This window comes from Bombella sp. ESL0380 (genome assembly GCF_009725805.1).
Classification (GTDB): Bacteria; Pseudomonadota; Alphaproteobacteria; order Acetobacterales; family Acetobacteraceae; genus Bombella; species Bombella apis.
On the sequence record NZ_WNIH01000005.1, the window covers coordinates 26,541 to 51,412 of the forward strand.

24 protein-coding genes are annotated in these 24,872 nt (G+C 61.3%); 14 read left to right on the top strand and 10 right to left on the bottom strand.

All coding sequences use genetic code 11. The features are described from left to right. Positions 1–29: 29 nt before the first annotated feature. The 4 genes from pheT to rpmI form a co-directional block, all read right to left on the bottom strand. A complete protein-coding gene (gene pheT / locus GM608_RS05825; RefSeq protein ID WP_103765184.1) occupies positions 30–2,498 on the bottom strand; it encodes a phenylalanine--tRNA ligase subunit beta in 2,469 nt (822 codons plus the stop codon). 1 nt (position 2,499) lies between these two features. Continuing rightward, the gene (pheS, locus tag GM608_RS05830; protein WP_043557925.1) at positions 2,500–3,570 is read right to left on the bottom strand and encodes a phenylalanine--tRNA ligase subunit alpha; all 1,071 of its coding nucleotides are present in this window, start codon (positions 3,568–3,570) and stop codon (positions 2,500–2,502) included. A 195-nt stretch (positions 3,571–3,765) separates the two neighbouring features. Then, complete coding sequence (gene rplT / locus GM608_RS05835) at positions 3,766–4,119, bottom strand: 50S ribosomal protein L20 (RefSeq protein WP_043557924.1); 354 nt, start codon at positions 4,117–4,119, stop codon at positions 3,766–3,768. Positions 4,120–4,133: 14 nt separating this feature from the next. Next, on the bottom strand, positions 4,134–4,337 hold the full coding sequence (gene rpmI, locus GM608_RS05840) for a 50S ribosomal protein L35 (RefSeq protein ID WP_043557923.1): 204 nt from the start codon (positions 4,335–4,337) through the stop codon (positions 4,134–4,136). Between the two features lie 387 nt (positions 4,338–4,724). Between rpmI and GM608_RS05845 the strand changes: the two genes are divergently transcribed. Both GM608_RS05845 and GM608_RS05850 read left to right on the top strand, forming a co-directional pair. Then, positions 4,725–7,175: a membrane-bound PQQ-dependent dehydrogenase, glucose/quinate/shikimate family gene (locus tag GM608_RS05845; protein ID WP_333645202.1), complete on the top strand. Its 2,451-nt coding sequence runs from the start codon at positions 4,725–4,727 to the stop codon at positions 7,173–7,175. Positions 7,176–7,490: 315 nt separating this feature from the next. Further along, positions 7,491–7,802: a hypothetical protein gene (locus tag GM608_RS05850; protein WP_197981626.1), complete on the top strand. Its 312-nt coding sequence runs from the start codon at positions 7,491–7,493 to the stop codon at positions 7,800–7,802. Positions 7,803–7,879: 77 nt separating this feature from the next. Here the strand turns inward: GM608_RS05850 and GM608_RS05855 are convergent, their stop codons facing one another. From GM608_RS05855 to GM608_RS05865, 3 genes are all read right to left on the bottom strand, one after another. Next, complete coding sequence (locus GM608_RS05855) at positions 7,880–8,326, bottom strand: SufE family protein (protein WP_043557920.1); 447 nt, start codon at positions 8,324–8,326, stop codon at positions 7,880–7,882. A 94-nt stretch (positions 8,327–8,420) separates the two neighbouring features. After that, positions 8,421–9,920 (bottom strand): ATP-binding protein, encoded by a 1,500-nt coding sequence (locus GM608_RS05860; protein WP_052348878.1) that lies wholly within the window; start codon positions 9,918–9,920, stop codon positions 8,421–8,423. Then, positions 9,917–11,833 carry a hybrid sensor histidine kinase/response regulator gene (locus tag GM608_RS05865; protein ID WP_081563287.1) on the bottom strand — a complete coding sequence of 639 codons (1,917 nt, stop codon included), beginning with the start codon at positions 11,831–11,833 and terminating at the stop codon, positions 9,917–9,919. Before GM608_RS05865 ends, GM608_RS05860 begins: the two co-directional genes overlap by 4 nt. Positions 11,834–11,964: 131 nt before the next feature. Between GM608_RS05865 and GM608_RS05870 the strand changes: the two genes are divergently transcribed. From GM608_RS05870 to GM608_RS05900, 7 genes are all read left to right on the top strand, one after another. After that, positions 11,965–12,402, top strand: a complete 438-nt coding sequence (locus GM608_RS05870; protein WP_154981270.1) for a hypothetical protein — start codon at positions 11,965–11,967, stop codon at positions 12,400–12,402. Positions 12,403–12,425: 23 nt separating this feature from the next. Beyond that, positions 12,426–13,169, top strand: a complete 744-nt coding sequence (locus tag GM608_RS05875; protein WP_333645205.1) for an ATP-binding cassette domain-containing protein — start codon at positions 12,426–12,428, stop codon at positions 13,167–13,169. Beyond that, on the top strand, positions 13,166–14,047 hold the full coding sequence (locus GM608_RS05880) for a hypothetical protein (RefSeq protein ID WP_333645206.1): 882 nt from the start codon (positions 13,166–13,168) through the stop codon (positions 14,045–14,047). The genes GM608_RS05875 and GM608_RS05880 overlap by 4 nt, the downstream gene beginning before the upstream one ends. Continuing rightward, complete coding sequence (locus tag GM608_RS05885; protein WP_333645207.1) at positions 14,044–14,709, top strand: YdcF family protein; 666 nt, start codon at positions 14,044–14,046, stop codon at positions 14,707–14,709. The genes GM608_RS05880 and GM608_RS05885 overlap by 4 nt, the downstream gene beginning before the upstream one ends. A gap of 67 nt (positions 14,710–14,776) precedes the next feature. Next, the gene (locus GM608_RS05890) at positions 14,777–15,532 is read left to right on the top strand and encodes a 1-acyl-sn-glycerol-3-phosphate acyltransferase (protein ID WP_043558381.1); all 756 of its coding nucleotides are present in this window, start codon (positions 14,777–14,779) and stop codon (positions 15,530–15,532) included. A gap of 228 nt (positions 15,533–15,760) precedes the next feature. Continuing rightward, positions 15,761–16,948: a hypothetical protein gene (locus GM608_RS05895; protein ID WP_333645208.1), complete on the top strand. Its 1,188-nt coding sequence runs from the start codon at positions 15,761–15,763 to the stop codon at positions 16,946–16,948. Next, a complete protein-coding gene (locus GM608_RS05900) occupies positions 16,945–17,802 on the top strand; it encodes an NrtR DNA-binding winged helix domain-containing protein (protein ID WP_333645209.1) in 858 nt (285 codons plus the stop codon). Before GM608_RS05895 ends, GM608_RS05900 begins: the two co-directional genes overlap by 4 nt. Before the next feature lie 10 nt (positions 17,803–17,812). Here the strand turns inward: GM608_RS05900 and GM608_RS05905 are convergent, their stop codons facing one another. Then, on the bottom strand, positions 17,813–17,992 hold the full coding sequence (locus tag GM608_RS05905; protein WP_333645210.1) for a hypothetical protein: 180 nt from the start codon (positions 17,990–17,992) through the stop codon (positions 17,813–17,815). A 525-nt stretch (positions 17,993–18,517) separates the two neighbouring features. Between GM608_RS05905 and nadA the strand changes: the two genes are divergently transcribed. Genes nadA through nadC form a run of 3 tightly spaced genes read left to right on the top strand, consistent with a single transcriptional unit; the run spans position 18,518 to position 21,886 of the window. Beyond that, a complete protein-coding gene (gene nadA / locus GM608_RS05910) occupies positions 18,518–19,504 on the top strand; it encodes a quinolinate synthase NadA (RefSeq protein ID WP_081563426.1) in 987 nt (328 codons plus the stop codon). Positions 19,505–19,515: 11 nt separating this feature from the next. Then, the gene (locus GM608_RS05915; protein ID WP_249109721.1) at positions 19,516–20,982 is read left to right on the top strand and encodes an L-aspartate oxidase; all 1,467 of its coding nucleotides are present in this window, start codon (positions 19,516–19,518) and stop codon (positions 20,980–20,982) included. Positions 20,983–21,016: 34 nt separating this feature from the next. After that, positions 21,017–21,886, top strand: a complete 870-nt coding sequence (gene nadC, locus GM608_RS05920; RefSeq protein WP_333645211.1) for a carboxylating nicotinate-nucleotide diphosphorylase — start codon at positions 21,017–21,019, stop codon at positions 21,884–21,886. A 4-nt stretch (positions 21,887–21,890) separates the two neighbouring features. Here nadC and gloB read toward each other — a convergent pair whose 3' ends face one another. Next, complete coding sequence (gloB, locus tag GM608_RS05925; RefSeq protein ID WP_333645212.1) at positions 21,891–22,598, bottom strand: hydroxyacylglutathione hydrolase; 708 nt, start codon at positions 22,596–22,598, stop codon at positions 21,891–21,893. 176 nt (positions 22,599–22,774) lie between these two features. Between gloB and GM608_RS05930 the strand changes: the two genes are divergently transcribed. Together GM608_RS05930 and GM608_RS05935 are read left to right on the top strand one after the other, a co-directional pair. Beyond that, entirely contained in the window at positions 22,775–23,452 is a 678-nt protein-coding gene (locus tag GM608_RS05930) for a phosphatidylserine decarboxylase (protein WP_043558376.1), read from the top strand. Positions 23,453–23,463: 11 nt separating this feature from the next. Continuing rightward, positions 23,464–24,330, top strand: a complete 867-nt coding sequence (locus GM608_RS05935) for a phosphatidylcholine/phosphatidylserine synthase (RefSeq protein ID WP_081562888.1) — start codon at positions 23,464–23,466, stop codon at positions 24,328–24,330. Here GM608_RS05935 and GM608_RS05940 read toward each other — a convergent pair. After that, a complete protein-coding gene (locus GM608_RS05940; RefSeq protein ID WP_333645213.1) occupies positions 24,246–24,764 on the bottom strand; it encodes a hypothetical protein in 519 nt (172 codons plus the stop codon). The genes GM608_RS05935 and GM608_RS05940 overlap by 85 nt on opposite strands. Positions 24,765–24,872 lie beyond the last annotated feature (108 nt).

Sequence of the window (24,872 nt, forward strand, 5' to 3'; positions counted from 1 at the left end):
CCTCTCCTTCTTTCCCGCCGTTGCAGGGCTCAACGCCGCAGCGTTGCCCCCGTCGCCTTCTGGACGGCACTTTCTACAGCCGTCATCAGCGCATCAAGCTGAGTATCCGTCAGGCTGTCTTTCTGCGGCTGGAGGGTCACCTCCACTCCCAGAGAGCGATGCCCTGCCGGAACGGAGCCACCTTCAAAGATGTCGAAAAGACGCACATCCGTGATCAACTTGCGGTCTGCCATACGGACAGCCTTCAGCACATCCTGTATCTGCACCTTTTCATCAGCCAGGAAGGCAAAGTCACGACGGACAGGCTGAAGGACCGACAGCGTCGGGGCAGCCTTCCGCTTCACCTTGGGCAGCGGAACCCTGTCCAGCGTCATCTCAAAGAGCGCCACTGTGCCGCTCAGGCCGAAGTGACGGGCCACACGGGGGTGCAGCTCACCGAAGCTGCCCAGCACCAGCTTGGGCCCCTGCCGCACGACACCGGAACGCCCCGGATGGTAATAGCCCGGCGCATCCGCCGTGCTGCTCAGGGAAGCCTCGGCCACACCGAGAGCTGCAAGAGCCGCCATGAGATCGGCCTTGGCATCCATCCATGATGGTTCCTCGGCAGACTGACCCGGAGCTCGGCCACTCACGCCACCCCGCACGCCCGCCAGCACCATACGGGTGCCCTGCTGCCCGAAGCAGGGGCCAAGCTCGAAGAAGGAGGCATCCCCGCTGAAGCCCTGCCCGTGAGCCAGATTCCGCCCAAGGGCACGCAGCAGGTTGATGATTGGTGTCGGCCGCAGCTGGTTCAGGTCCGTTGCAATCGGGTTCAGCAACCGGTCCTGCTCCCGTCCTTCTTCAAACAGGGCCGCATCCTGATCGGACACGAAGGAAAAACCAACGGTCTCCATCAGGCCACGCCCCGCACACAGGCGGCGCAGAAGGGCTACCCGGGCCTGCTGTGGTGTCACCGCCGGAGCAGGCACCATATGGGCACGGGGCAGGGACAGGGCCGGAACTTCATCCAGACCACGGATGCGCAGAACCTCCTCGACCAGATCGGCCTCGGCTTCCATGACCTCCACACTGGCGGCAGCCCGTTCGGCCACAGCGGCATCGAGCGTGACAGCCTGTGCCAGACCATGCCCTGCCGCCACGTCATTCCGCCATGACGGCACGGAGAACACGGCCTTCTCTGCCGTGCGCTCCTGCACCTCAAACCCCAGGGCCTCGAGGATGTCCACGGCCCTGTCCGCCTCGATCTCCAGACCGCCCAGCGAGGCCAGACGCTCGAAACGCAGGCTGGCGGTTCTCTGCCATGCCGGTTCCGCCCCCGCCTCGGTCACCTCACTTGGCGTGCCGCCACACAGCTCCACGATCAGGGCCGTGGCGGCTTCCAGACCGGAACGTACGAGAGCCTGATCCACACCACGCTCGAAACGGTAACGGGCATCCGTCTGCACCCCAAGGCGGCGGCCTGTCAGGGCGATGCGCACCGGGTCAAACAGGGCGGATTCCACGAAGACATCGACCGTCTCATCGGTCACCGCACTAGCCTCACCGCCAATGATGCCCGCCAGCGACTGCACCCCGGCCTCATCCGCAATGACAAGATCATCCGTACCCAGAACCAGCTCCTGCCCATCCAGTGCACGGAAATGCTCCCCCGTGCCGGATGTCAGGGAAAGCCTGTCACCGGTCAGGCGGGCGGCATCAAAAACATGCAGCGGCCGCCCGACATGCATCATCAGATAGTTGGTCACATCCACCAGGGCGGATTGCGGCCGCAGCCCCACGCTCTCCAGACGACGCTTCAGCCAGGCCGGGCTGGGGCCATTCTTCACGCCACGGATCAGCCGCCCCGTAACATAACGGCAGGCCGGGTGGCTGATCTCCCACTGGATCGGGCTTTCACCCTGCCCTTCCACCGTCTCCGTCAGCCACGGCTTCAGGGTGCCCAGCCCCGCAGCGGCGAGGTCACGGGCAATGCCCCGGACGCTCAGCGCATCGCCACGGTTGGGCGTGATGGCAATCTCGATGACGGGGTCATCCAGCCGGGCATGGCGGACATAATCCTCACCCAGCGGAGAACCATCAGGCAGTTCAGCAATGCCATTGGACTCCTCACCGATCCCGAGCTCCCGCAGGGAGCAGAGCATCCCGTTGCTGGCCTGTCCCCGAATCTTGCCGGGCTTGATCGTCATGTCACTGCCGGGAATGTAGGTCCCCGGCGGAGCGAAAATGACATGCAGCCCCGTGCGGGCATTCGGCGCACCACAGACGACCTGAACGTCCTCGAAGCCCTGACCGGCTGAGACACGGCAGAGCTGAAGGCGGTCTGCATCCGGATGGGGAGAAGCCTCCAGAATCTTTGCCGTACGGAACCCGGCCAGACGTTCCGTCGGGTCATCCACGCTTTCGACCTCAAGGCCGATGCGGTTCAGCGTCGTGCATATCTCGTCCAGAGAGGCGGTAAAATCGAGGTGATCCCGCAACCATGAGAGTGAAAATTTCATGTCAGAAACCCTCCGTCAGCGTTGCCGGGGACAGTGATGAAAAACCGTAATGACGCAGCCAGCGCAGGTCACTTTCATAGAAGGACCGCAGGTCCGTGATGCCATTCTTCAGCATGGCCAGACGTTCGATCCCCATGCCGAAGGCAAAGCCCTGCCACTCTGCCGGGTCCAGCCCGCAGTTGCTCAGCACCCGGGCATGGACCATGCCGGCACCCAGCACTTCCAGCCAGTCCGCCCCGGCACCGATCACGCCTGTCTCCCGGGACCAGCCGATGTCAATTTCCATGGATGGTTCGGTAAAGGGGAAGTAGGAGGCACGGAACCGGACAGGCAGGTCCGGCTGACCAAAGAAGGCCCGCAGGAATTCGGTCAGGCAGCCCTTCAGATGGCCCAGCGTGATGCCTTTCTCGATGACCAGCCCCTCGCACTGGTGGAACATGGGGGAATGGGTGGCGTCATGATCGGCCCGGTAGGTCCGGCCCGGTGCGATGATGCGGATGGGGGGCTTCTCACCCAGCATGGTGCGGACCTGCACGCCGGATGTCTGCGTCCGCAGCACCCGCAGGTCCTCGCCTTCTCCGGCTGCCGGAAGGTAGAACGTGTCCTGCTCTGTCCGGGCCGGATGATGTTCCGGCGTGTTCAGGGCGGAAAAATTGTGCCACTGGCTTTCAATGTCCGGCCCTTCCGCCACATGGAAATCCATCGCCCCGAAGATGGTCGTGATTTCCTCGATCGTCCGGCTGACGGGATGGATGAGACCGGCCGGTGCCGGGGCGGGAGGCTGGGTGATGTCCACCGTCTCCTCCGCCAGACGCTGCTGGAGGGCCAGCTCCTCGATCTCCCTGCCACGCTGCTCGATCAGGGCCGTCAGCTCGTCACGCAGGCGGTTGAGGGCCTGCCCCCGCTCTTTCCGCTCCTCGTGCGGGAACGAACCGAGCTGCCGGAGCAGGCCGGTCAGTTTGCCTGAGCGTCCCAGCGTCCCCACACGGACAGCATCCCATTCCCCATGGGTGCTGGCCTGTTTCAGGGCCGCCAGTGTCTCATCCTTCAGAGTGTCGAGGTCATTGGCCATAGCCTGTCTTCCATCATCTCATGAGCCTGTTTCAGGAACGCTTCCTGCCCCGGCCCCTGAAGGTCCGGATGTTGAAACGTTTCTGAAGCAGCCTCAAAGAAAAACGGGCTGCTCCGTTGCCAGAACAGCCCGCCAATCATCAGTCCCATTCCTCACGGTCCATCAGGAGCAGACCATGAAGCATGAGGAATCCCCTTACAGGGCTGCCTGAGCCTTGCGTACGATCTCGGCAAAGGCCGCTGCATCGTCATAGGCGATGGCAGCCAGAACCTTACGGTCGATCTCGATCCCGGCCTTGTTCAGACCGTTGATGAAACGGCTGTAGGTCAGGCCATGCTCACGCACGGCAGCGCTGATGCGCTGGATCCACAGGGAGCGGAAATCACGCTTCTTGTTGCGGCGGTCGCGATAGGCATAACGCAGTGCCTTCTCGACGCGCTCCAGAGCGATGCGATAGTTTGTAGAAGAACGCCCGCGATAGCCTTTGGCCAGATCAAGGACCTTCTTGTGACGGGCGTGGGTGGTCGTACCCCGTTTAACACGTGCCATGGTTTCTTAACTCCTTATGACAGCCCGTAGGGTGCCCACTGTTTGACGGTACGGGCATCCATGTCCGTCATTGTCTGCGGACCACGGTTGCTGCGCTTCATCTTCTGCGGACGGTTAATCAGGCCATGGCGTTTGTTGCCGGGACCACAGGTCACCTTGCCAGTCGCGGTGATCTTGAACCGCTTCTTGACCGAAGACTTCGTCTTCAATTTGGGCATTTTCATCTCCTTACAGTTCTGAAGTTCCCATTCCCCTAGTGGACAACGGAAACCGCACGGCCGGGCATGCCACATCATATGGCCCGGGCGCGTGCACGACCTGTTGGCGCTTATAGGGACAACGGGGGACGGCCTCAAGCAAAAACCGCATCAGAACGGCATGTTTTTTGAGCAGTGAGCATTAACCATTGTGAAGTAAATATCACATGGTTGTGAATATGATGATAGAGGCACTCATCCAGTCCGAATTATTACCCCCTGATGCTTGACCCATGGCCCCTTCCCTGTGCTTAAAGGCAGGAGATCATCATCCATGACGGGACATTCCTGTCAGGGCAACGCTTATCCAGGTTGAGTGATCGAGTTTAACAACACTGAGGCTTATCCATGTCCTCCACTTCCCGTACGGGGGGAATCTGGGTCTCGCTGGTTGCCATCCTCATGGCGATCGTCGGCCTGCTGCTGGTTGCCGGTGGTATCTATGCCATCAGCGAAGGCGGTCCCTTCTATTATCTCATCAGCGGGCTGGGCACGCTGCTCAGCGCGTTCTTCGTCCATAAACGGAAGCCGATCGGCCTTGCTGTCTATGCGGTCGTCCTGCTTGGCACGCTCATCTGGGCTCTCTGCCTCGTAGGCCTCAACCTCTGGAGCCTCGTGCCCCGGCTGGATGTGGTCATCGTCATCGGCATCGTCCTGCTGCTTCCTTTCATCCGCCGTCCGCTGGCCGCCAACCGGCTGGCCACCATTCCTCTGGGCATCGGCGTGGTCCTCAGTGCCCTGGCACTGGTGGTTTCCGCCTTCATGGACCCGTATGACATCGGTGGTTCCCTGCCTACAGAGCAGGTCAATGCCAGCCCGGCAAACCCGGACAACGTGCCGGATGGTGACTGGACCTCCTACGCACGCACGCAGGATGGCAATCACTGGTCCCCTCTGACACAGGTCAACAGCCAGAACGTCAACCAGCTGAAGGTTGCCTGGGTCATGCGGACCGGTGACCTGCCGGACAAGTCCCGCGACCCGGGTGAGGCCACCAACGAGGCCACGCCGCTGGAGTTCGACAACACACTCTATTTCTGCTCCCTGCATCAGAAGGTCTTTGCCGTCGATGCCGTGACCGGGAAGACGAAATGGGTGTTCGACCCCAAGCTGAACGTCAATCCTGGCTTCCAGCATCTGACATGCCGTGGCGTCAGTGCCCACACGAAGCCTGAAAATGCCGTCGACAGCAGCGGCCAGCCTGTCACCACGACAGACTGCACCAAGCGCATCATTGCCATGGTCAATGACGGCCGCATGGTCGAGATCGACGCACAGACAGGCAAGGTCTGCCAGGGCTTTGGGGACAACGGCCAGGTCGATCTGCGCTTCTCCCACCAGCCTTACACGACGGCTGGGGAGTATGCCCCGACATCACCGCCCGTCGTTACCGACAAGCTGATCATCGTCAACAGTGCAGTGAAGGACAACGGCTCCGTCCACCAGCCTTCCGGGGCAACACGGGCCTATGACGTCTACACGGGCAAGCTTGTCTGGGTATTCGACGCCGCCAATCCTGACCCGAATGAAATGCCGAGCGAAGAGCATCCGCATTTCCATCCGAACTCCCCCAACTCCTGGTCCGTCTCGTCTTACGACAAGAACCTGAACATGGTGTACATCCCCATGGGGGTTGGCACGCCTGACCAGTGGGGTGGCTACCGTGACAAGGATGCCGAACGCTATCCGCCGGGTGTCATTGCGCTGAATGCGGACACGGGCAAGCTCGTCTGGTTCTACCAGACCGTCCATCATGACCTCTGGGACATGGATGCCTCCGCACAGCCCAACCTTGTGGACATCACCCAGAAGGATGGCAGCCTGGTTCCGGCCATCTACATCCCGACCAAGAGTGGTGACATTTTTGTTCTGGACCGCCGCACCGGCAAGCCGATCGTTCCGGCACCGGAGGTTCCTGCCCCGGGTGGCGCTGCCACGGGTGACCATACAAGCCCGACCCAGCCCCATTCCGAGCTGAGCCTGCGCCCGAAAGATCCGCTGTCCGACCGTGACATCTGGGGGGCCACGATCCTTGACCAGATGGTGTGCAGCATCTACTTCCACAGCCTGCGTTACGAGGGGCCCTATACGCCGCCTTCCACGCAGGGGACGCTGGTTTTCCCTGGCGATCTGGGCATGTTCGAGTGGGGCGGCCTTGCGGTTGATCCTCGCCGCCAGGTAGCCTTCTCCAACCCCATCTCCATTCCGTTCGTCTCCACTCTGGTTCCCCGTGGCCCGGGCAACCCGCGCTGGCCCGACCCGAATGGTGACAAGGGTGGCAGCGGCGGTGAGACGGGTCTCCAGCCGAATTACGGCATCCCGTACGCCGTCAACCTGCATCCCTTCCTGGACCCGCTGTTTGCCAAGTTCGGCCTTTTCGTGCCGTGCCGCACGCCACCATGGGGGGCTGTCGCCGGGATCGACCTGCGCACCAACAAGGTTGTCTGGCAGCACCGCAATGGTACGCTGCGTGACTCCCTGCATGGCTCGTCCCTCCCGATCCAGCTGCCACCCATCAAGATCGGTGTCCCGAGCCTTGGTGGCCCGCTGGCAACGGCTGGCAATGTAGCCTTCCTGACATCATCGCAGGACTACTACATCCGGGCCTATGACCTGACGACCGGCCATATCATCTGGAAAGACCGTCTCCCTGCCGGGGCACAGTCTGCACCGATGACCTACAGCATCAACGGTCGCCAGTACATCGTGACCTACGCTGGTGGGCATGGCTCCTTCCTGAGCCGGATGGGTGATTATCTGATCGCCTATGCTCTGCCGGAACAGGCCGAGAAGAAGTGAGACCCTGACAAACAGGTTGTCACAAAACAGAAAAGGGGAGGTCCAGCCGGGCCTCCCCTTTTTTTCATCATGCGGCTGATCCCGGACCATACAGGCCAGCAGCCAATATCCTTCCCGTGCAGCACTATCAGCAACCCGGGACGATGGAGACAATTCCAGAGCCCTGTCCCCCACCCAACCTCAATTGATAATATTTGGTAATGACTGGCCGTTATTCTTTAAAAATAACATAGACTTCACTATCACCAGCCTGAATTTCCTGTATAGGATAATGCCAGCCTATTCGTTCCCTGTTCTGACAGAAGGAAAACCCCCATGATGTTCCGTCGCATGGCCACATTCGCCCTCATTGCCAGTGCCCTGACCAGCCAGGTTGCCTTTGCCGCCTCTCATGGCAAGGCTCACCACTGCCGCAATGAGAAAGGTCAGTTCACAAAGTGTGAAAAGCCGAAGGCCAAGCCCTGCCGCGACAAGAACGGCAAATTCAGCAAGTGCAACACTCAGGATGCCGCCAGCGCCAAGCCGGCCGAAAAGGCCGAAGCTACAGCTGACAGCGTGAAGGACAGCTCCAACCCGATGAAGTCCGACATGCCTGCCACCGATGCTGCGGCTCCGGCCACGCACTGAGACACGGGGACAGCCCCTGCATGAAAAGGCCCTCTGGCTTTACCGCCAGAGGGCCTTTCCTGTTCCGGCCAACGGGCTCAGACTGCGGCGGCTCTTTGCCGGATGGCTTTTGCCATGGCCTCCACGCCATTGCCCCGATTGGCTGAAAGCGCCTTCACCAATCCCAGCTCATGCAGAAAAACCGGGTCAGTCGCCAGAATCTCATCCCGTGTACGACCGGAATAGACACGCAGCAGCAACGCCACCAGCCCCTGAACGATAGCGGCGTCAGACGCACCAGCAAAAAACAGACATCCGTTTTTTTCCTCAGCTTCAAGCCAGACCTGGCTCTGGCAACCCGGCACCCGGTGCGCGTCATCCTGCCAATCCTGCGGAAAGTCCGGCAGTTTCCTCCCCATCTCGATGATGTACTGATAACGCTCCATCCAGTCATCGAACAGCGCCAGTTCATCCCCGATGGCTGTGATGGCCTGTGCTGCATCATCTTCCTGCGGCTGAACAAAACAGGCTTCCCTATCGGCCATGCCATCCCCCTTCCTTCATCAATTTATGTTCGTGCGGTCCATCATAACTGGAGGCACCAAAATGGGAACCGCTCCCCTCCGAAATGTCCTCGGCTCACTGTTTCAGCAAGGGTAACAGAAGACGCATCACCGTTCCCTCTCCGGGCCGGCTCTGCACAACAACATCCCCATGATGGGCCAGAACGAAACTGTAAATGCCAGCCAGCCCCAGCCCTGTGCCTTTCCCCGCCTGCTTGGTGGTAAAAAAAGGCTCAAAAATATGGCGCTGGACCTCTTCACTCATGCCTTCCCCTTCGTCCCGGACATCAAGGGCCAGCGCATGATCCTGCTCGCAACTGGATGGGGCAGCAGGCAGGACGTGGCGTATCCGGCTGGCAGAAAGAGTCACGGTCCCGCCATCAGGCATCGCATCCCGGGCATTCACACACAGATTGAGCAGGGCCATTTCCAGCTGTTCCGGGCAGGTCAATACAGGGGGAACAGTCCCTTCCGGGAGGTCCAGCACAAAACGGATGGCCGGGACGGCTCCATAAAAACCATGCCGGAACAGGCTGGCCCGCTCCTCCAGAAAAGCCGCGATGTCAAACGGGCGCACCGTCCCACCATTCCGCCCCGCCCGGCCAAACTGAAGCAGACGGCGGGTCAGCCCCTCCCCCCGTTCCACGGTCTCCAACGCCCGGGCCAGCCATTTCTTCTGGGTGGCACGGGCCGCTTCATCTCCCTGCAACTGCCCGGAAAGAGCCTCCAGACAATTACCCAGAATGGTGAGCAGGTTGTTGAAATCATGCGCGACACCACCGGCCAGACGACCCAGGGCTTCCAGCCGCTCACCCCGGTTCAGCCGGTCTTCCACCATCACACGCTGGGTCACGTCCCGATCCATGCTGACCTGCCAGGCCTCTTTCAGCGGGACATCCTCCGGCCATTTCAGCGCCAGGCGGACAATCTCGTGCCAGCGTCTCTGCCCATCTTCCGCCACGACCTCCAGAAGCTCCTCTGCCTGCCCGTCCTCCCAGACCTTTTCCCGCAGACGGGCAATCACAGGCTGAAGAATGGCCGTGTAATGGTCACTCTCGCACGTCCCCTGATGATGCCGGTTGCTGCGGATACAACGGCCTTGCGCATCGGAAAAAACCAGACCGAACGGCAGGCTCTCCATGAGGCCATGCAACAGGGCCTGCTCCACCTTCAGGGCCCTCTGGGCCTGCCATGTCCTGTGTGCCTCATGGACGAGGGACAACACATGGTCCGCCTCCCACGGCTTGTGCACATAGGCAACGATCCTGCCGTGATTCAGGGCTGCCACAACGGCATCCAGATCCGCATATCCTGTCAGCAGAATAGCCCGGGCGTCGGAGCAGGCACTGGCACGGCTGAGAAACTGGTCCCCTGTCATGCCCGGCATCCTCTGGTCTGAAATGATGACCGAAATCTCCGGATGGGCGGCCAGCAGGGCAAGGGCCCTGCCAGGCTCGGCCGCTGTCAGAACCGTGCAGCTTTCCTCCAGCAGATCCCCGAGTGCCACGAGAATCTCTTCCTCATCATCCACCAGAAGAACACAAGGTTGGGCCTCGATACTGTAAGGCTCGTTCATGCCGTTTTTACTTCCTCCTGTGCCCTGTGCCGTTCAGGCTCCCGCACAGCCCAGCCTTCTGCCGTCTCGTGGACAGGAAGGCGAATCACGAAATATGCACCACGCCCGCCATTGGTCTGCCCATCTTTCTGGCAGCCATCTCCAGCCTCACAGGCGTCTGTCACGTCGATGGTTCCACCATGGGCCTGCACGATGCCATGAACGATGGAAAGGCCCAACCCTGTCCCTTCCCCCTGCGCCTTCGTGGTGAAGAACGGGTCAAAAATCCAGGGGCGGATCGACTCTTTTATGCCTGGACCATTGTCACTTACCGTAATTTCATAAACATCATCGTAAAGACGGGTCGCAATCCGTATCAGCCCATCATGATGCTTCTGCCCTTCCCGCCGCATATCATTCAACGCATCGGCAGCATTGGCAATGAGATTCATGACAGCCTGATGGAACAGTGTTTCCTGGCAGACCAGCTGCCGGGGTGCCTCAAGCTGGCAGTCCACGGCAATGGACCTGCCAAGCCTATGGCGGACCAGGGCCAGCCCTGTCTCTATCGCCTCGCCCACATCCACCATGCGCCACTCTCCTTCTTCCAGACGGGAGAAACGGCGCAGACGCACGACCAGGTCCCGGATACGCCCCAGCCCTGTCTTCATCGCAGCCAGACGGTCCCTGGCCCGCCGAATGCGGGTCTGACCATCCTCATCCTGCACGACGGTATCCATCCAGTGCAGGCATCGCTCGACCGTATCGGCATGACCCAGAGTGAACGCCAGAGGATTATTGATCTCATGGGCAATGCCGGCCACCAGCTCTCCCAATGAAGCCATCTTGGCCGTCTGGACCAGTCGGGCCTGTGTCTGCACCAGCTCCTCATTCGCCTTGGCCAGCTCCTTGTTGGCTCTGGCCAGAGCCTCCGCCAGCGAGGCCTGCGCCTGTGCAGCCTCCAGCGCCAGAGCCGACTGCTGGCGTTCCATCTCCCGCTGATGAAACGCCTCATTCTCCCGCCGCCGCCGGACCATGGCCCGGATGCGCAGAGCCAGCACCATGGGCGTCATGTCACTCGGAACAAGGTCCTCCAGGCCAGCTTCCAGAAAAGCCACGCAGGATTCACCCCGGAAGCGGGCTGCCTGTATGATGCAGAGAATGCGGAACGGTGTACCCCCCTGCTCCCGCAGGGCCTGGCGGCGCTGGTCCAGCAGACGGCAGAAAGCGAGGTCTGTCTCGTTATCCTGTATGTCCTCCAGCACGATGCAGTCCGGCCCGTCCGGGCCTGTCAGCCAGCCGCCATTCAGCAGATCACTGGAGCGGGTGACAGAGGTCACCGTGTGTCCATCCCGCCAGAGAAGCTCCCCCAGCCCAGCCTCCTCCGTGCCGTCCCGGCTGTTTTCATGATCCATGATGCTGGGGTCATTCCAGAAATCCAGCAGGGTCTCATCATCAGGGGCACGGACGATGACAACCCTGGCCCGCCGCATGTGCCATTGGGGATGAAGCTGGCGCTTTTCTTCCGCCAGATGCAGGAGCGTGCGTATCCGCAGCAGCAGCAGGTCAGAATGGGCAGAGCTGGAAAGGTAGGCATCGGCCCCGCTTTCAAAGCAGTCCAGCTCAACCCGTGAGGATACATCCTCCGTCAGCATCAGCACCGGTACGCCCTGCATGGCAGGAGTCGCCTTGGCACGGCGAACGAACTGCCCGGCGCTCATGCCTTTCTGGAGAGTGCAGCAGATGACCATGTCCACCTGATTGATACGACAGCGGGCCTCCAGCACTTCCAGCATCATTTCAGCACTCTGCCGGCAGACAACATCCATCCCCTCCCTGCGCAGAAGCTCATGGACCCGACTGTGAGCAGGACCGGCTGGATCCAGAAGAAGAACATGGACATCTTTTTCATCCAGCGTGGGTAAGATTTGCATTACGCCTCTCTTGAAGCTAGGTGCAGAAGCAGGAGGACAGAACAGAGGCCCCTCCGCCCTGTTTTCCGTCTCCCTCGCCATTACTATGCCATTGCCAGCCCGGCTGTCTTGCAGGAAGGTCTGAAACATTCATGGATACATCGCCCTCTTCCTCCCATTCCTCCCCGGCACGGGGCGAACGCCTGCTCTCGGCCACGCCATCACGCCAGCAGCAGGGCGGAGCCATCATGGGGCGGGTCCTGCTCAACCTCATATGGGCCGTGGCGCATTTCGCTTTCAGCTTTCTCATTCAGCTGACAGAACTGTTTGCTCCCATCCTGCTCATCCTTGGCGTCGGCTGGTCCCTGCTGCCGCACCTTGTCACCGTTGCCACGGCCAATCTCGGGTCCCTCACGGAAGACCAGCAGACGCATGAGATCGTCAATCACATCGCCCATACCATCCCCGAACAGCTCATGGTAGCCGGTCACACCCTTACACCGCACGGGCTGATAAAGGATGGTCTGCTCCTCATGGCTCTGGCAGCAGCCTCCTCCACGGCGGCGGCCTGGCTGGCCCGGAGGCTCTGAGGCACAGCCATGCGGAGCCCTGCATGATCGCCCTGGAGACGCTTCCGCTGCCTGTCGGCACGTCTCTCGTGCCGGGTGGCGTGCAGCACCTGTCCCTGCGGCTGGAACGGGGTGGCACCCTCTGGGTGACAGGCCCTGCCGAAGCGGGCAAGACAGCCCTGCTGGATACCATCGCCCTGCGCCGCCCTGCCACGGGCGGGATGATGACCCTCCTCAACCATGCCGCAGGACCCGGTCTTTCCGCACGGGGTCGCAGGCAGCTCCAGCAGCGCATCGGGTACATCGAGGCAGCCCCCCTTTTCATGGACCGCCTGACGCTGGCGGACAATATTGCCCTGCCGCTGGAGCTGAACCACCTGCGCAGAGCAGATGTGAAACGGGAAACCGACTCCATCATCCACTGGTTCGGGCTGGGGAGCCATGCACAGCTTCTTCCTCACTCACTCAGTCAGACCATGAGAATGCGGGCCGCCTGTGCCCGGGCCCTGATCACCCAGCCTTCCATCGTCTTGGTAGATGAACCAGCCCTGACCCTCTGCCCTATCCTGCGGGATCATCTTCTTTCCACCCTGCGGGGCCTGGCCAGAAATGGCACCACAACCCTTCTAGCCATGCAGCACCAGCCAGAAGGGACAGACCCTGATGACCAGCTCCTGACCCTGCCCCGGCTCCCCCCATCACCGGAAGTCTCCATTTCTTCTGCCTCCGGGAATGATCTGGCAGCCCCGCTGATCCTGTCCCCCAGAGATGAAAGGCTGCTCCCATGACATGCCTGTCCCGTGCTACAGACCGGCCTGCCCTATGGCCCCTGCTGCTTGGCCTCTGTCTCGTCACATGGTTGGCCGGGCTGGCTCTGGCCCTGCCCCATGGTGTGGATGGAGCTGTCCAACGCTGGGAAGGACAGGTGAACAGCCAGATCGTCATCGCCCTGCCTGTGATCGGCAAGGAGGCTCCCGCCCTGGCGGACAGCCTGCCCAAAGCCCTGACCGCCACATTCCCCGAAACCCACGCCACCCTCCTGCCAGAGCAGGAGGTTTCCCGACTTCTGGCCGCATGGTCCGCCCCGTGGGAGGGGCCTCTCCCCAGGATTCTCACCCTCTCGTATCATGGGGACATGACCAGACTGGCCGCCTTTATTCACAGCACCGCCCCAGAGGCCATCATCGTTCCGCCGCCGCCCCAGCTGACAAAGCTTACCCCACTCATGACAGTCCTCCAGCAGACTGCACGCCATGTCGCCCTGATGGCTGGGCTGGCAGCAGCCCTGATCGTTCCCGCCCTGCTCTATCTGGCAGCCAGAACCGTCGCTCTGGCCAACCGGCAGCAGCAGGCCGTCCTGTGGAGACTGGGCGGAAAGCTGTCCGTCCTTCACCGTATTTTTGCCCGGCGGGTCGCCCTGATGGCCTTTCTGGGCAGCCTTGCAGGCATCGTCCTGCTCCTGCCTTCACTGGGCCTCATCACCGCTGCTCTGCACCCTCTGCTGCGCCTGCCACCCGCAGAGGGAAGCATGTCGTCCTTCATCTCTCCATCACTGCTGCCAGTCCGGCTCTGGCTGGCCTTTTCCCTGATGCCGGTCCTGATGGCACTGGCGGGCTGGGCCATGGTGCATCTGGTCTGTGCCAGACAGGAGCAACAGGCATCATGAAACGGCCGGGCCCCACTGTCTGGTCTCTCTTCTCTGGTGGGGTGACCATCGCAGGATGGCTCATGCTGGCCAGTTTCATTTATTTCTGTGCCGATGCCCTGCGCCCCTCACCGGACCTGCACAGCATCCCGGCTGACTGCGACGGCATCGTTGCGCTGACGGGCGGCAAAAACCGCATAGAAGCCGGAATTGCCCTGCTCCAGCAGAAACCGGAGCGACTGCTCCTGATCTCCGGCGTTTCCCCCCATACGGGGCTGAACCATATTCTGGCCGCCACGGGAATCGGCCCGCTGCCGCCGGATATGACGCAGCGCATCAGCCTTGGATATCGGGCCGCCACTACCATCGGCAATGCATGGGAAACCGCCCAATGGGCAAAGCAGAAAAACCTGCATCATCTTGTTCTGGTCACGGCGGGGTATCACATGCGCCGCTCCCTGCTGGAGTTCCACGATATTGCCCCGCAGCTTCAGTTCCCCCCCTACTGGGTGCAGCCTCCCGCCATGAGCACCCCCTTTCATCCACACACCATGCTGCTGATGTTCAGCCAGTACGGAAAGCTGATCGGGGCCTTCATCCGTCTCATGGTCCTCCACCAGCCGGACCATGCCCAGGAAGGATTCCGCCCTGTTCCTCCAGCTTCAGGAACACCTCCCGCCTGATTTCTGGCTCGCCCATCTTTTTCCCTTGCTCTTCGGATAGATTCTGCGCCATGCAGGGAGCATTATGATGAGTCTCGTCCGTGGCAGCCTGTTCAACCTGTATCTCCTGATTCTGACCCTCGTCATGGGGGTCTTCGCCTTTCCCATCCGCCTGCTCAACCGGCGGGATGCCGCCTTGGGCTATGCCAAGCTCTGGTCCAGGGCCGTGCTCTGGGGGCTGGAACGCCTCTGCGGCATCCGCATCGTCATCAGCGGGCAGGAGAACCTGCCTGATGGCCCTGCGCTCATTGCCTCACAGCATCAGTCTTTCTTTGATGGTTTTGTCTGGATGAATACCGTGCCGCTGCCGGCCTATGTCATCAAGAAGGAACTGACATCCATTCCGCTGGTCGGCCCCATGCTCATTCTCAGCGGCATGATTCCTGTCGATCGTTCCGGCGGATCTCAGGCCCTGCGGGGCATGATGGATGCCGTGGCAAAGGCACAGGGAGCCGGGCGACAGATCATCATCTTCCCGCAGGGCACACGCACGAAACCCGGTCAGGCTGTTCCGCTACAGAATGGCGTCATCGCTCTGGCCCGACAGGCCACCTGCCCCATCCTTCCCGTAGTGACGAATTCCGGCCTGTTCTGGCCACATTCCCCGTGGCGGAAATACCCCGGCACGCTCCGGGTTGCCATCGGGAAGCCTCTCGCCGCCAGCCTGAAAGGACGTGACCTCATACCGGCCATCAGCGGCGCCTGGGAGGCACTCTGCAAGGAACATGACCTGCCCCATGAAGCTGTGGAAAACTCTGTGGATGTGAAGAAGGATAACCAGTAATTCCTGTCCCGCACGGAATGGACGCAGGTATAGACCATGAAAGTGCTGCCCTGTGGGTATCTGCCTAACCATCTGTAATACAACACATTTCATGAGGCCTGCAGAAGGCCTCCCTTTTTGCCCCGTATCAACATTCTGGTGTGATTACTCTACAAAAGGTGAAGAACCTTCTGGGGACAAAGTAACAGGCCCGTCGTTCTATCCTTCTTCCACAGCGGAGGACAAATCTTGAGCCTGTTCCGCCGCCATTTCATCCTGATCACCTCCTGTCTGTTCCTCGCTCTTCTGGCAGGCAGCTGGGGGTTGTACCTTCGGACGCAGGCCCTGCTTTCCAACCAGCTGGCCCATCTGGCCGTCCAGTCCCTGCCTTCGGACGGTCCCACCCCAACCCTGACCATACAGAAAACCTCTGCCAGAGGATGGCCTTTCGGGGCCTGGCGTCGGCTTTACGGCGTGTCCTTTCACACCCATCTCAACGGGGCCGATATTGTCGGGGCCACCCCCATGCTCCGCCTGGGTGGGAACTGGCTGGACTGGGCACATTCCCTGACCACACGGACCGAACTTCCACTACAGCTGCCGGACAGCACCATCCTCCGCATGGTCCGCAACGGCGAAAGCCTGACCCTGCGCCTGCGCAAGGCAAAACTGCGCATCAGCAAGGAAAGTCTTCCCTGTCCACCAGATGCCAGATGCCATGACCACGGCACGCTGCCCCTGTACTGGGCACATTTCCGCATTGCTGAACTGGAACTGGCCTCCTCCCGCCTGCCACACAGCCTCATGCTGAATCATCCTGCCGGGACCATCCGTTTTGCACCGCAGTCCCTGTCGCAACCTGACCCTGCCCTGCAGAACAGGCCGCTGCTTTCCGCTGCCATCACGGCCAGGGAGCTGACCTATCCCTCCTCATTTCTACAGAATTTTCGGGTGGAACAGGTTCATGCTGCTTTTGCCCTGCTACCCGGCACCAGCACGACACCCCTCAGATTGCCGCCAGAAACCGATCATGCCACATCCTCCTGGCCTGACATCCCATTACAGCTCAGGCTTCATGAGCTCAGTGCCACCATCCATCCGGTGGCTCCGGGAAAACAGGACACGCCACCGCCGCATCTCTCCCTTGGTGGCAAACTTTATGTCCCGGCCTTTTCTGGCATTCTGTCCGTCAGTCTGACCAACTGGCAGGAGCCCCTGCATGATCTGCTTCAGAGTTCATGGATCCAGCGCAACGTACCCATCGCCATGCAGGGGCTCCTGAACGACATGATGACCAGCCCCCGGATGCTGTCCCTCTCCTCCCATCCCCTGACGGTCAGCATCCCTCTTGACCACGGCGTTCCCCCGGGGCTTTCATCCGACCATTTACAGACCCTGTACAGCCATTTCCGCCAGCTTGCTCCTCATCCTCAATGACCTTCCAGAGCCTTTGCCCGACAGACCTGATTACCGTTCTCATGACATTGGGCGATGATGCACCCCACGTCGCCCTGCTGCGCCACGACCGGGACACTCCCCCCCTGGAGGAAAGCCATCATTCCCTGCAGAAACGCCTCTGCCATTGGGCGGAAACCCTGACACACTGCCCCATCGGTTACATGGAGCAGCTCTATACATTCAGCTCCTTTCCCATACGGGAACAGACGCCCCATATTCACATCACCTATCTGGCCCTGAGCCACAGCCATCCACGGGGCTGTCACGGTTCGCTTTACCAGCGTTTCCCTTGGGAAGACCGCCGGGACGAAAGTGGCAACAAGCAGCTGGCCGAGTTCATCACAGCCATCAGGCAATGGGCCGACGACAATGAGGAACGCCAGAGCCGCATCGCTCCAGCCTTTGGGCTGGATGGCCTGCCGTGGGACGATACCCGTGTTCTGGAGCGTTACGAACTGCTGTGGGAATCTGGGCTGGTGCCACGCAGCCCGCCCAAACAGAAAAACACGGACCGGGATGACCGTCGCCTTCTGGCCACGGCCCTGTCCCGGCTACGTGCCCGCACCCGCTACAGTCCAGCCGTTTTTGAGCTGCTTCCTTCGTCTTTCACTCTTCTGCAGCTGCAACAGGCGATGGAAACGGTATCTGGCCGCCTCATGCACAAGCCCAACTTCCGCCGCCTTGTCCTGCATCAGCAGCTTGTGGAAGAAACTGGCACCTACGACCGCCCAACCGTAGGACGCCCCGCCCAGCTATACCGCTTCCGGCCAGCTGCCATGGCTTCCTGCTATCTGGGAGCGGCATTCTTACCGCTTGAGGTGCCGACTCTTTAAGCGATTTTTATCACGTATGATGAAACCTCATTGAAACAGGCCCATCTTTAGAGAAAGACATCACAAAACTATCCCAATTTCCCTGTCCTGCTTCTTCCATAAGTTTGTGAAGTGCTGGTACACCCACCGACACTTCCCCCAAGGCATATTCACTCAGGGGGCGCAGACTGGCTTTCACTACTCTCATCATGCGAACGCCCTCCACCAAGAAGACCCGCAGAGTTCGCCGCCATCCCCTTGGCAAGGCCGACGAGCTTCTGCGACATCGATCCGGTAACCAAGCCGCCGCCTGCATGGCCGTGCTACGATAATCCGATATGTTCGCCCGTTGCATCTGCCCGAAAGCAGACAGGCTGCCATGAATGAGCCGAAGCCACTACCGTATTCCAAAGCCAGAAAGAGACAAAGGCTGAGCCTGCGATGATGCCCCCGCCACCATTACCCATCCGGTTCCCGGAGAAGGGCTGACCTTTCCGCCCACATATCTGGCTCCATTCCGGGTATCTCCGGTAACCGTACCCCCCAACCAGAAAACGCCACCTTCCCCTGATTGTGGAGAGCCTCTGCCCAGTCACTCCCATCCAGAATACGCTCCCGAAAGAACGGTACGATCTTTCCTCCTGACACACCCGGAGCAGAAACCCCTTGGCATGGTCTCCAGCAGGGCCTATATTATGCTCATAGTGAGTATAACCTTGGTAAGGACCTCTCCATGATGCAGGGCATTGCCCCTTCTCCGTCCCGCGCTGCGCTGTACAGCCCCGTGGCCTCCCTCATGGCCCGGCAGGACTGGGACCGGCTTTTTGCAGATGACATCGAGGCCATTCTCGAGCTGAAGCGCAAGCATAATGCCGTCATCCTCGCCCATAATTATCAGACGCCAGAAATCTTCCACTGCGTGTCCGACATCCGGGGGGACAGTCTGGCTCTGGCCCGTGAGGCCCAGAATCTGGAACAGGATGTCATCATCATGGCGGGCGTCCATTTCATGGCCGAAACGGTCAAGCTGCTGAACCCCACGAAGACCGTCCTCATCCCGGACGAACTGGCAGGCTGCTCCCTGGCCGAAGGTATCACGGCGGAAAATGTCCGCACCCTGCGGGAACGCCACCCCGGCGTGCCGGTCGTTACCTATGTGAACAGTTCCGCTGCCGTAAAGGCCGAGACAGACGTCTGCTGCACGTCCGGCAATGCACGCCGTGTCGTGGAAAGCCTTGGCGTACCGGAAGTCATCATGATCCCCGATGAATTCCTTGCCCGGAACATCGAGCGGGAAACCGGCATCAAGATGCACACATGGTCAGCCCGCTGCGAAGTCCATGAACGGTTCACCCCGCAGGAAATCCGCCAGTACCGGCGGATGCATGGCCCGCTCCATATCATTGCACACCCGGAATGTTCACCCGATGTCGTGGCAGAAGCCGACCATGCCGGGTCCACGGCCAGCATGATGGACTACATCGCCCAGCATAAACCTGAAAAGGTCATGCTCATCACCGAATGTTCCATGAGCGACAACCTCGCCGCCATGCACCCGCAGACCGACTTCATCCGTCCCTGCAATCTCTGCCCGCACATGAAGCGCATCACCCTGAAGAACATCCGTCAGGCTCTGGAAACCATGAGCACCGAAGTCACCATCCCGGCTGACCTTCAGGAACCGGCCCGCCGCTCCGTCGAGCGGATGCTGGCCATCAAGTGAAGGACCGTCCCATGCAGGGACATGCCCTTTCCCGCCACGCAGGCTGGCCAGTCATCATCGGGGCCGGGCTGGCTGGCCTCATGGCGGCTCTGGAAATGGACGGCCCCTGCGTGCTGCTTGCTCCCTCCTTCACAGGGGAAGGAACATCCAGCACCCTGGCCCAGGGCGGCATGGCAGCGGCGGTCGGTCCCGGTGACAGTCCGGCCAGCCACGCCGAGGATACGCTCAGGGCCGGTGCCGGTCTGTGTGATCCGGCCATCGTGCAGCGCATCACCGAGGCAGGACCGGGTGCCGTGGAAACGCTCCTGCGGCTTGGCGTGCCCCTGGCCCATGATGGAAAGGGGCAGCTTTCCCTCCATCTGGAAGCTGCCCACAGCCATGAGCGGATTGTCTTTGCCGGTGGCGACCGGAGCGGGCAGGTCATCCTTCAGCATGTTCTCCAGCAGGCCCGGGAAAAGGACACCATCCACTGGCTACAGGCCACGCTGGAAGGGTTCCACGCCCCTGATGGGACAGTGCAGGGTGTATGGACATCCGCCGGGTTCATCCCCACACGGCACTGCATTCTGGCCAGCGGCGGCTGCGGCGGGCTGTATCAGCACACGACCAGCCCGCTCTCCAACCGGGGTACGACACTGGCTCTGGCCGCACGAGCAGGAGCCACTCTGCGGGACATGGAATTCACACAGTTTCACCCTACGGCCCTCGTCTCACCGGGCCAGACAGGCCGCCTCTCCCTCATCAGTGAGGCCGTGCGGGGAGCCGGAGCCGTACTGCGTCTGGATGACGGCCACCGTTTTACGGAAGAACTCGCCCCCCGTGATGTCGTCAGCCGGGCCATCGCTGCCCAGCTGCGGGAAGGACGCACCGTTTTTCTGGATGGACGCTCCCTGCCGGGTGCCCCCTTCAGCGCACGTTTCCCCGGCATCACACAGGCCTGCCGAAAAGCCGGTCTTGATCCGGACACCCAGCTTCTCCCCGTCCAGCCCGCCATGCACTACCACATGGGCGGCCTGAAGGTGGACCAGACAGGCCGCACGACCCTAAAGGGATTGTGGGCCTGCGGAGAGGTCGCCTGTACCGGCCTTCATGGTGCCAACAGGCTGGCCAGCAACTCCCTGCTGGAGGCTCTGGTCTGCGGGCAATGGGCAGGGCGGGACGTCAACACCAGCCGGAACGACGGAACAGCTCCCCCTCCTGCCACGGTACCGGCACGCCCCACCTTCACGACGGACTGGCCTTTCCGGGCTGAAATGCAGCAGCATCTCGGCATTCTCCGCACCCGCACAGGACTGGAAAATTTTCTGGAACGCACCCTGCCACTGGCCCGCCAGAATCTCTGCGCCCTGACCGCCTCCTTCATCGGCTGGGCCGCCCTGAACCGCCCGGAACAGAGAGGGGCACACTGGCGGGAAGACACGCCCGGTCTTCAGCCGCCCCGTCACATCGACATGCAGCTGACCGACCTGCCCCTGTAACCTCCTTCCATCCAGCACCAGGAGACCCATCATCATGGCCCTTGAGACGCTTTTCCTGCCCGACCTGCTCTGGGAACCGGTCATCAGCAACGCCCTGCGGGAAGATTTCGGCACAGGTGGCGACGTCACCACGCAGGCTCTCATGCAGGGCCAGCCCACACTTCGGGCCTCCTTCGTCGCCCGGCAGGATGGACGGCTGGCCGGACTTCCCGGTGCCCGTCTGGCCTTCACGCTTCTGGATGGCCGGACCCGTTTCACACCCTTCAGACAGGAGGGCGACCGCATCACCCGTGGCGACGTTCTGGCCGAGGTGGAAGGCCCGGCCAGCGCCGTGCTGGGCGGGGAACGTGTGGCCCTCAACCTGCTGTCCCATCTCAGCGGAATCGCCACCACCACGGGCCAGATCGTGGGTGCCGTGGAAGGTACGGGGGTCAGCATCTGCTGCACCCGCAAGACGCTCCCCGGCCTGCGTGCCCTACAGAAATATGCCGTCCGGGCTGGTGGTGGCAGCAATCACCGCCACAGGCTGGATGATGCCATCATGCTCAAGGACAATCATCTGGCTCTTTTCGGCAGCAACATCCCCGCCGCACTGGCCGCTGCCCGCCAGCGGGCCGGACACCTCATGAAGATCGAGCTGGAAGTGGACTCCCTCGCCCAACTTGCCGAGGCGCTGGACTGCCCCGACGGGCCGGATGCCTACCTGCTGGACAACATGACCCCCGCCATGCTGCGTGAGGCCGTGAACATGATCGAAGGCCGGGCCATTGCCGAGGCCTCCGGCGGCATCACGCCCGACACGGCCCGCAGCATTGCCGAAAGTGGCGTGGACATCCTCTCCCTCGGCTGGCTGACCCACAGCGTGAAAGCACTGGATATCGGGCTGGACATCCGCACGGCCTGACAACTCAGAACTGGTCTTTCTGCTTCCGCAGGCGGGCCAGTTCTTCCGGCGTCCGGGCCATGAGGAACGGGTTGGTCTGCCGCTCCACGCCCAGCGGAACAGGCACCGAGGGCCGCCCTTCCGCCCGGAGCTGCGCCACTTCTGCCCTGCGGGCCTCCAGCGCAGGGGTGCTTCTGCCCAGTGAGGCAATGAATTTCAGGTTCCCCTGCGTGTATTCATGGCCGGGGCAGAGAAATGTCCCGTCCGGCAGATCATCAAACTGGCGGAAGCTGGCAAAAAGCTGTTCCGCAGTCCCTTCGAACAGGCGGCCACTCCCACCACTGAACAGCGTATCCCCACTGAAGAGGGCCGGGGTTCCACCCTCCAGCGCATAGCAGAGGTGATCCAGCGTGTGACCCGGTGTGGCCATGACACGGAATGTCAGCCCGGCCACCTTCACCTCATCACCGTCCTTCAGCGGGTGATCGACACCTGCCACATCCGCTGGACCATAAACCGGCACGTCGTGGCGCCGTGCCAGTTCTGCCGCCCCACCGACATGATCGCCATGATGATGGGTCAGCAGGATGGCAGCCGGAGCCTCTTCCCCCAGCACCGCCTCTGCTGGCCCGGCTTCACCGGGATCGATCACCACCCAGGGGTGCCCCTCCTTACGGACGAACCAGATGTAATTATCCTGAAAGGCGGGAACCGGCCTTATCTCCACATTCATGAAACCTCTCTCCAGACGAGGTTATCCCGCAGGAAACAGCGGGATAACGGAAGCCATGCCTCCAAGATGGCCCCTGCCACCTTTCCCTGCAAGCACACACCCAGCCCTGACCACGCCCTCCCCATCCCCGTCACGAAATACTTGACCCATCCAGCAGGTGACGTATGAGTAATCTCATGTCACTGATCAAATCTCTCAAACTCGTCCTTGCTCCGCCGCACCGTGCGGCAACACCCTTTCTGGGCATCGGCCTTCTGGCTGGTGTGTTCGGGCGGGCCACGCCATGGCGGCTGACACGGGCCCTGGGGACAGCAGGCTTTGCGTTCACAGGCTTCTGCCTCTATTTCTTCCGCAACCCACGGCGGACGTCTCCACAGGGTGAAGGGCTCGTCCTCGCCAGTGCGGATGGACGTGTGACAGGTGTTTCCATGGTCCCGCCGCCGGCTGCCCTGGAGATGGGCAGTGAGCCGGTCTGGCGTGTTTCGACCTTCCTCTCCGTACTGGATGTGCATGTAAACCGTATGCCCGTCAGTGGGACAGTCACGAAAATTGCCTATCATGCAGGCAAATTCCTCAATGCCAGCCTGGACAAGGCCTCCGAACATAATGAACGCAACGAACTGCGCGTAACTCTCCGGGATGGCCGCCAGGTGGCCGTCGTGCAGATCGCCGGGCTGGTCGCCCGCCGTATTCTCTGTGATGTGAAAGAAGGCGAACAGGTGCAGGCCGGGGAGCTGTTTGGCCTCATCCGCTTTGGCTCCCGCACGGACATCTACCTGCCACCGGGTATCACCCCCGATGTCCTGGAGGGACAGACGATGATCGGAGGCGAGACGGTCATAGCGAAGCTCTGAGGGCCAGACATATGCAGAAGCCATCTTCCGACACGGCCATGGTGCATAGATACCGGCGCAAGCGGCGCCGGGTCCGTGGGCTTTCCTTCAACCGGCTTGTCCCCAACATCCTGACGATGCTGGGCCTCTGTGCGGGGCTGAGCGCCATCAAATTTTCCATGACAGGCCATTTTACCCATGCAGCCGGGGCCCTGCTCATCGCTGCCTGCATGGATGGGCTGGACGGACGCATCGCCCGCCTGCTGAAGGGGACATCCCGTTTCGGAGCTGAATTTGACAGCCTGTCGGACTTTGTCTGCTTCGGCGTCGTGCCGCCCTTCATCCTCATGCTCTGGGCTCTGCCTGCCACGCAGCGGCTGGCCTTCATCCCGTTCATTCTTTTCACGGTCTGCATGGCCCTGCGGCTGGCCCGCTTCAACTCCGCACTGGACGACGATACGGCACCGGAATATGCCGCCAATTTCTTCTCCGGCGTGCCCGCACCGGCAGGGGCAGGGCTTGCGCTGTTCCCGGTCTTTCTGGGGCTGGAGGCCAAGCGTAACAACCTGACAGGCATCGAGCATTTCGCCCACTCCCCATGGCTGGCCGCTGGCTGCCTGATCGTCACCGCCCTGCTGCTGGTCTCCACCCTGCCGATCTGGTCCTTCAAGAACTTCAAGGTACCATCACGCTATATTCTGCCCATGCTGGTCGGTGTCGGTGCCTATGCCGCCATTCTGGTAACAGAACCATGGGGCGCTCTGGCCGCAGCTGGTGTCCTCTATCTCGTCATGATCCCACTCTCCCGCCGGTCTTACTGGCGGCTGCGGCGTGAGGCAGAAGATGCATGGGAGCCCGTGGGAGATGAACCACCCTCTGCCAGCTCTACCAACGCCTGAAGAATGGATGCGGGCGACGGCGGGCAGCCAGGGATGGACCCATAGACCCGGCTGAGCGCATGGAGGCCACCCAGCGTGGCGTATGTGTTCTTCCACAATCCACCATCATGGGCGCAGTCTCCCACAGCCACGAGGCTGCGTCCTGCGGGCATGGCCTCCCACGCACTGGCCAGATCGCCTGCGCAGGAGCGTGTCACAGAGCCGGTGACAAGGAGCCAGTCCGCATCCTCCGGATGCTGGACCCTCTGAAACCCGCTCCCTTCCAACGGGTAGGCGCTGCTTCCCAGAGACACCAGTTCCATCGCACAGCCTTCGCAGCTTCCCGCCTCAAGCGTGAACAGCCTGATGCGCCGCCCCTGCCGCCTCACGGGGCGGGGGCGCCATTTCTGTACATCCAGAAAAGCAAGAATCATGGTCAGGGGAGCTGACTGCATGGCAGATGTGATCCTCACAATGGGAACAAAACAGCAGAACCTGTAACAGAAGGTTCATGCCGGGCACTATATAGTGTCCCGGCCCAGAGTGAAGTACCCTCCCCCGCC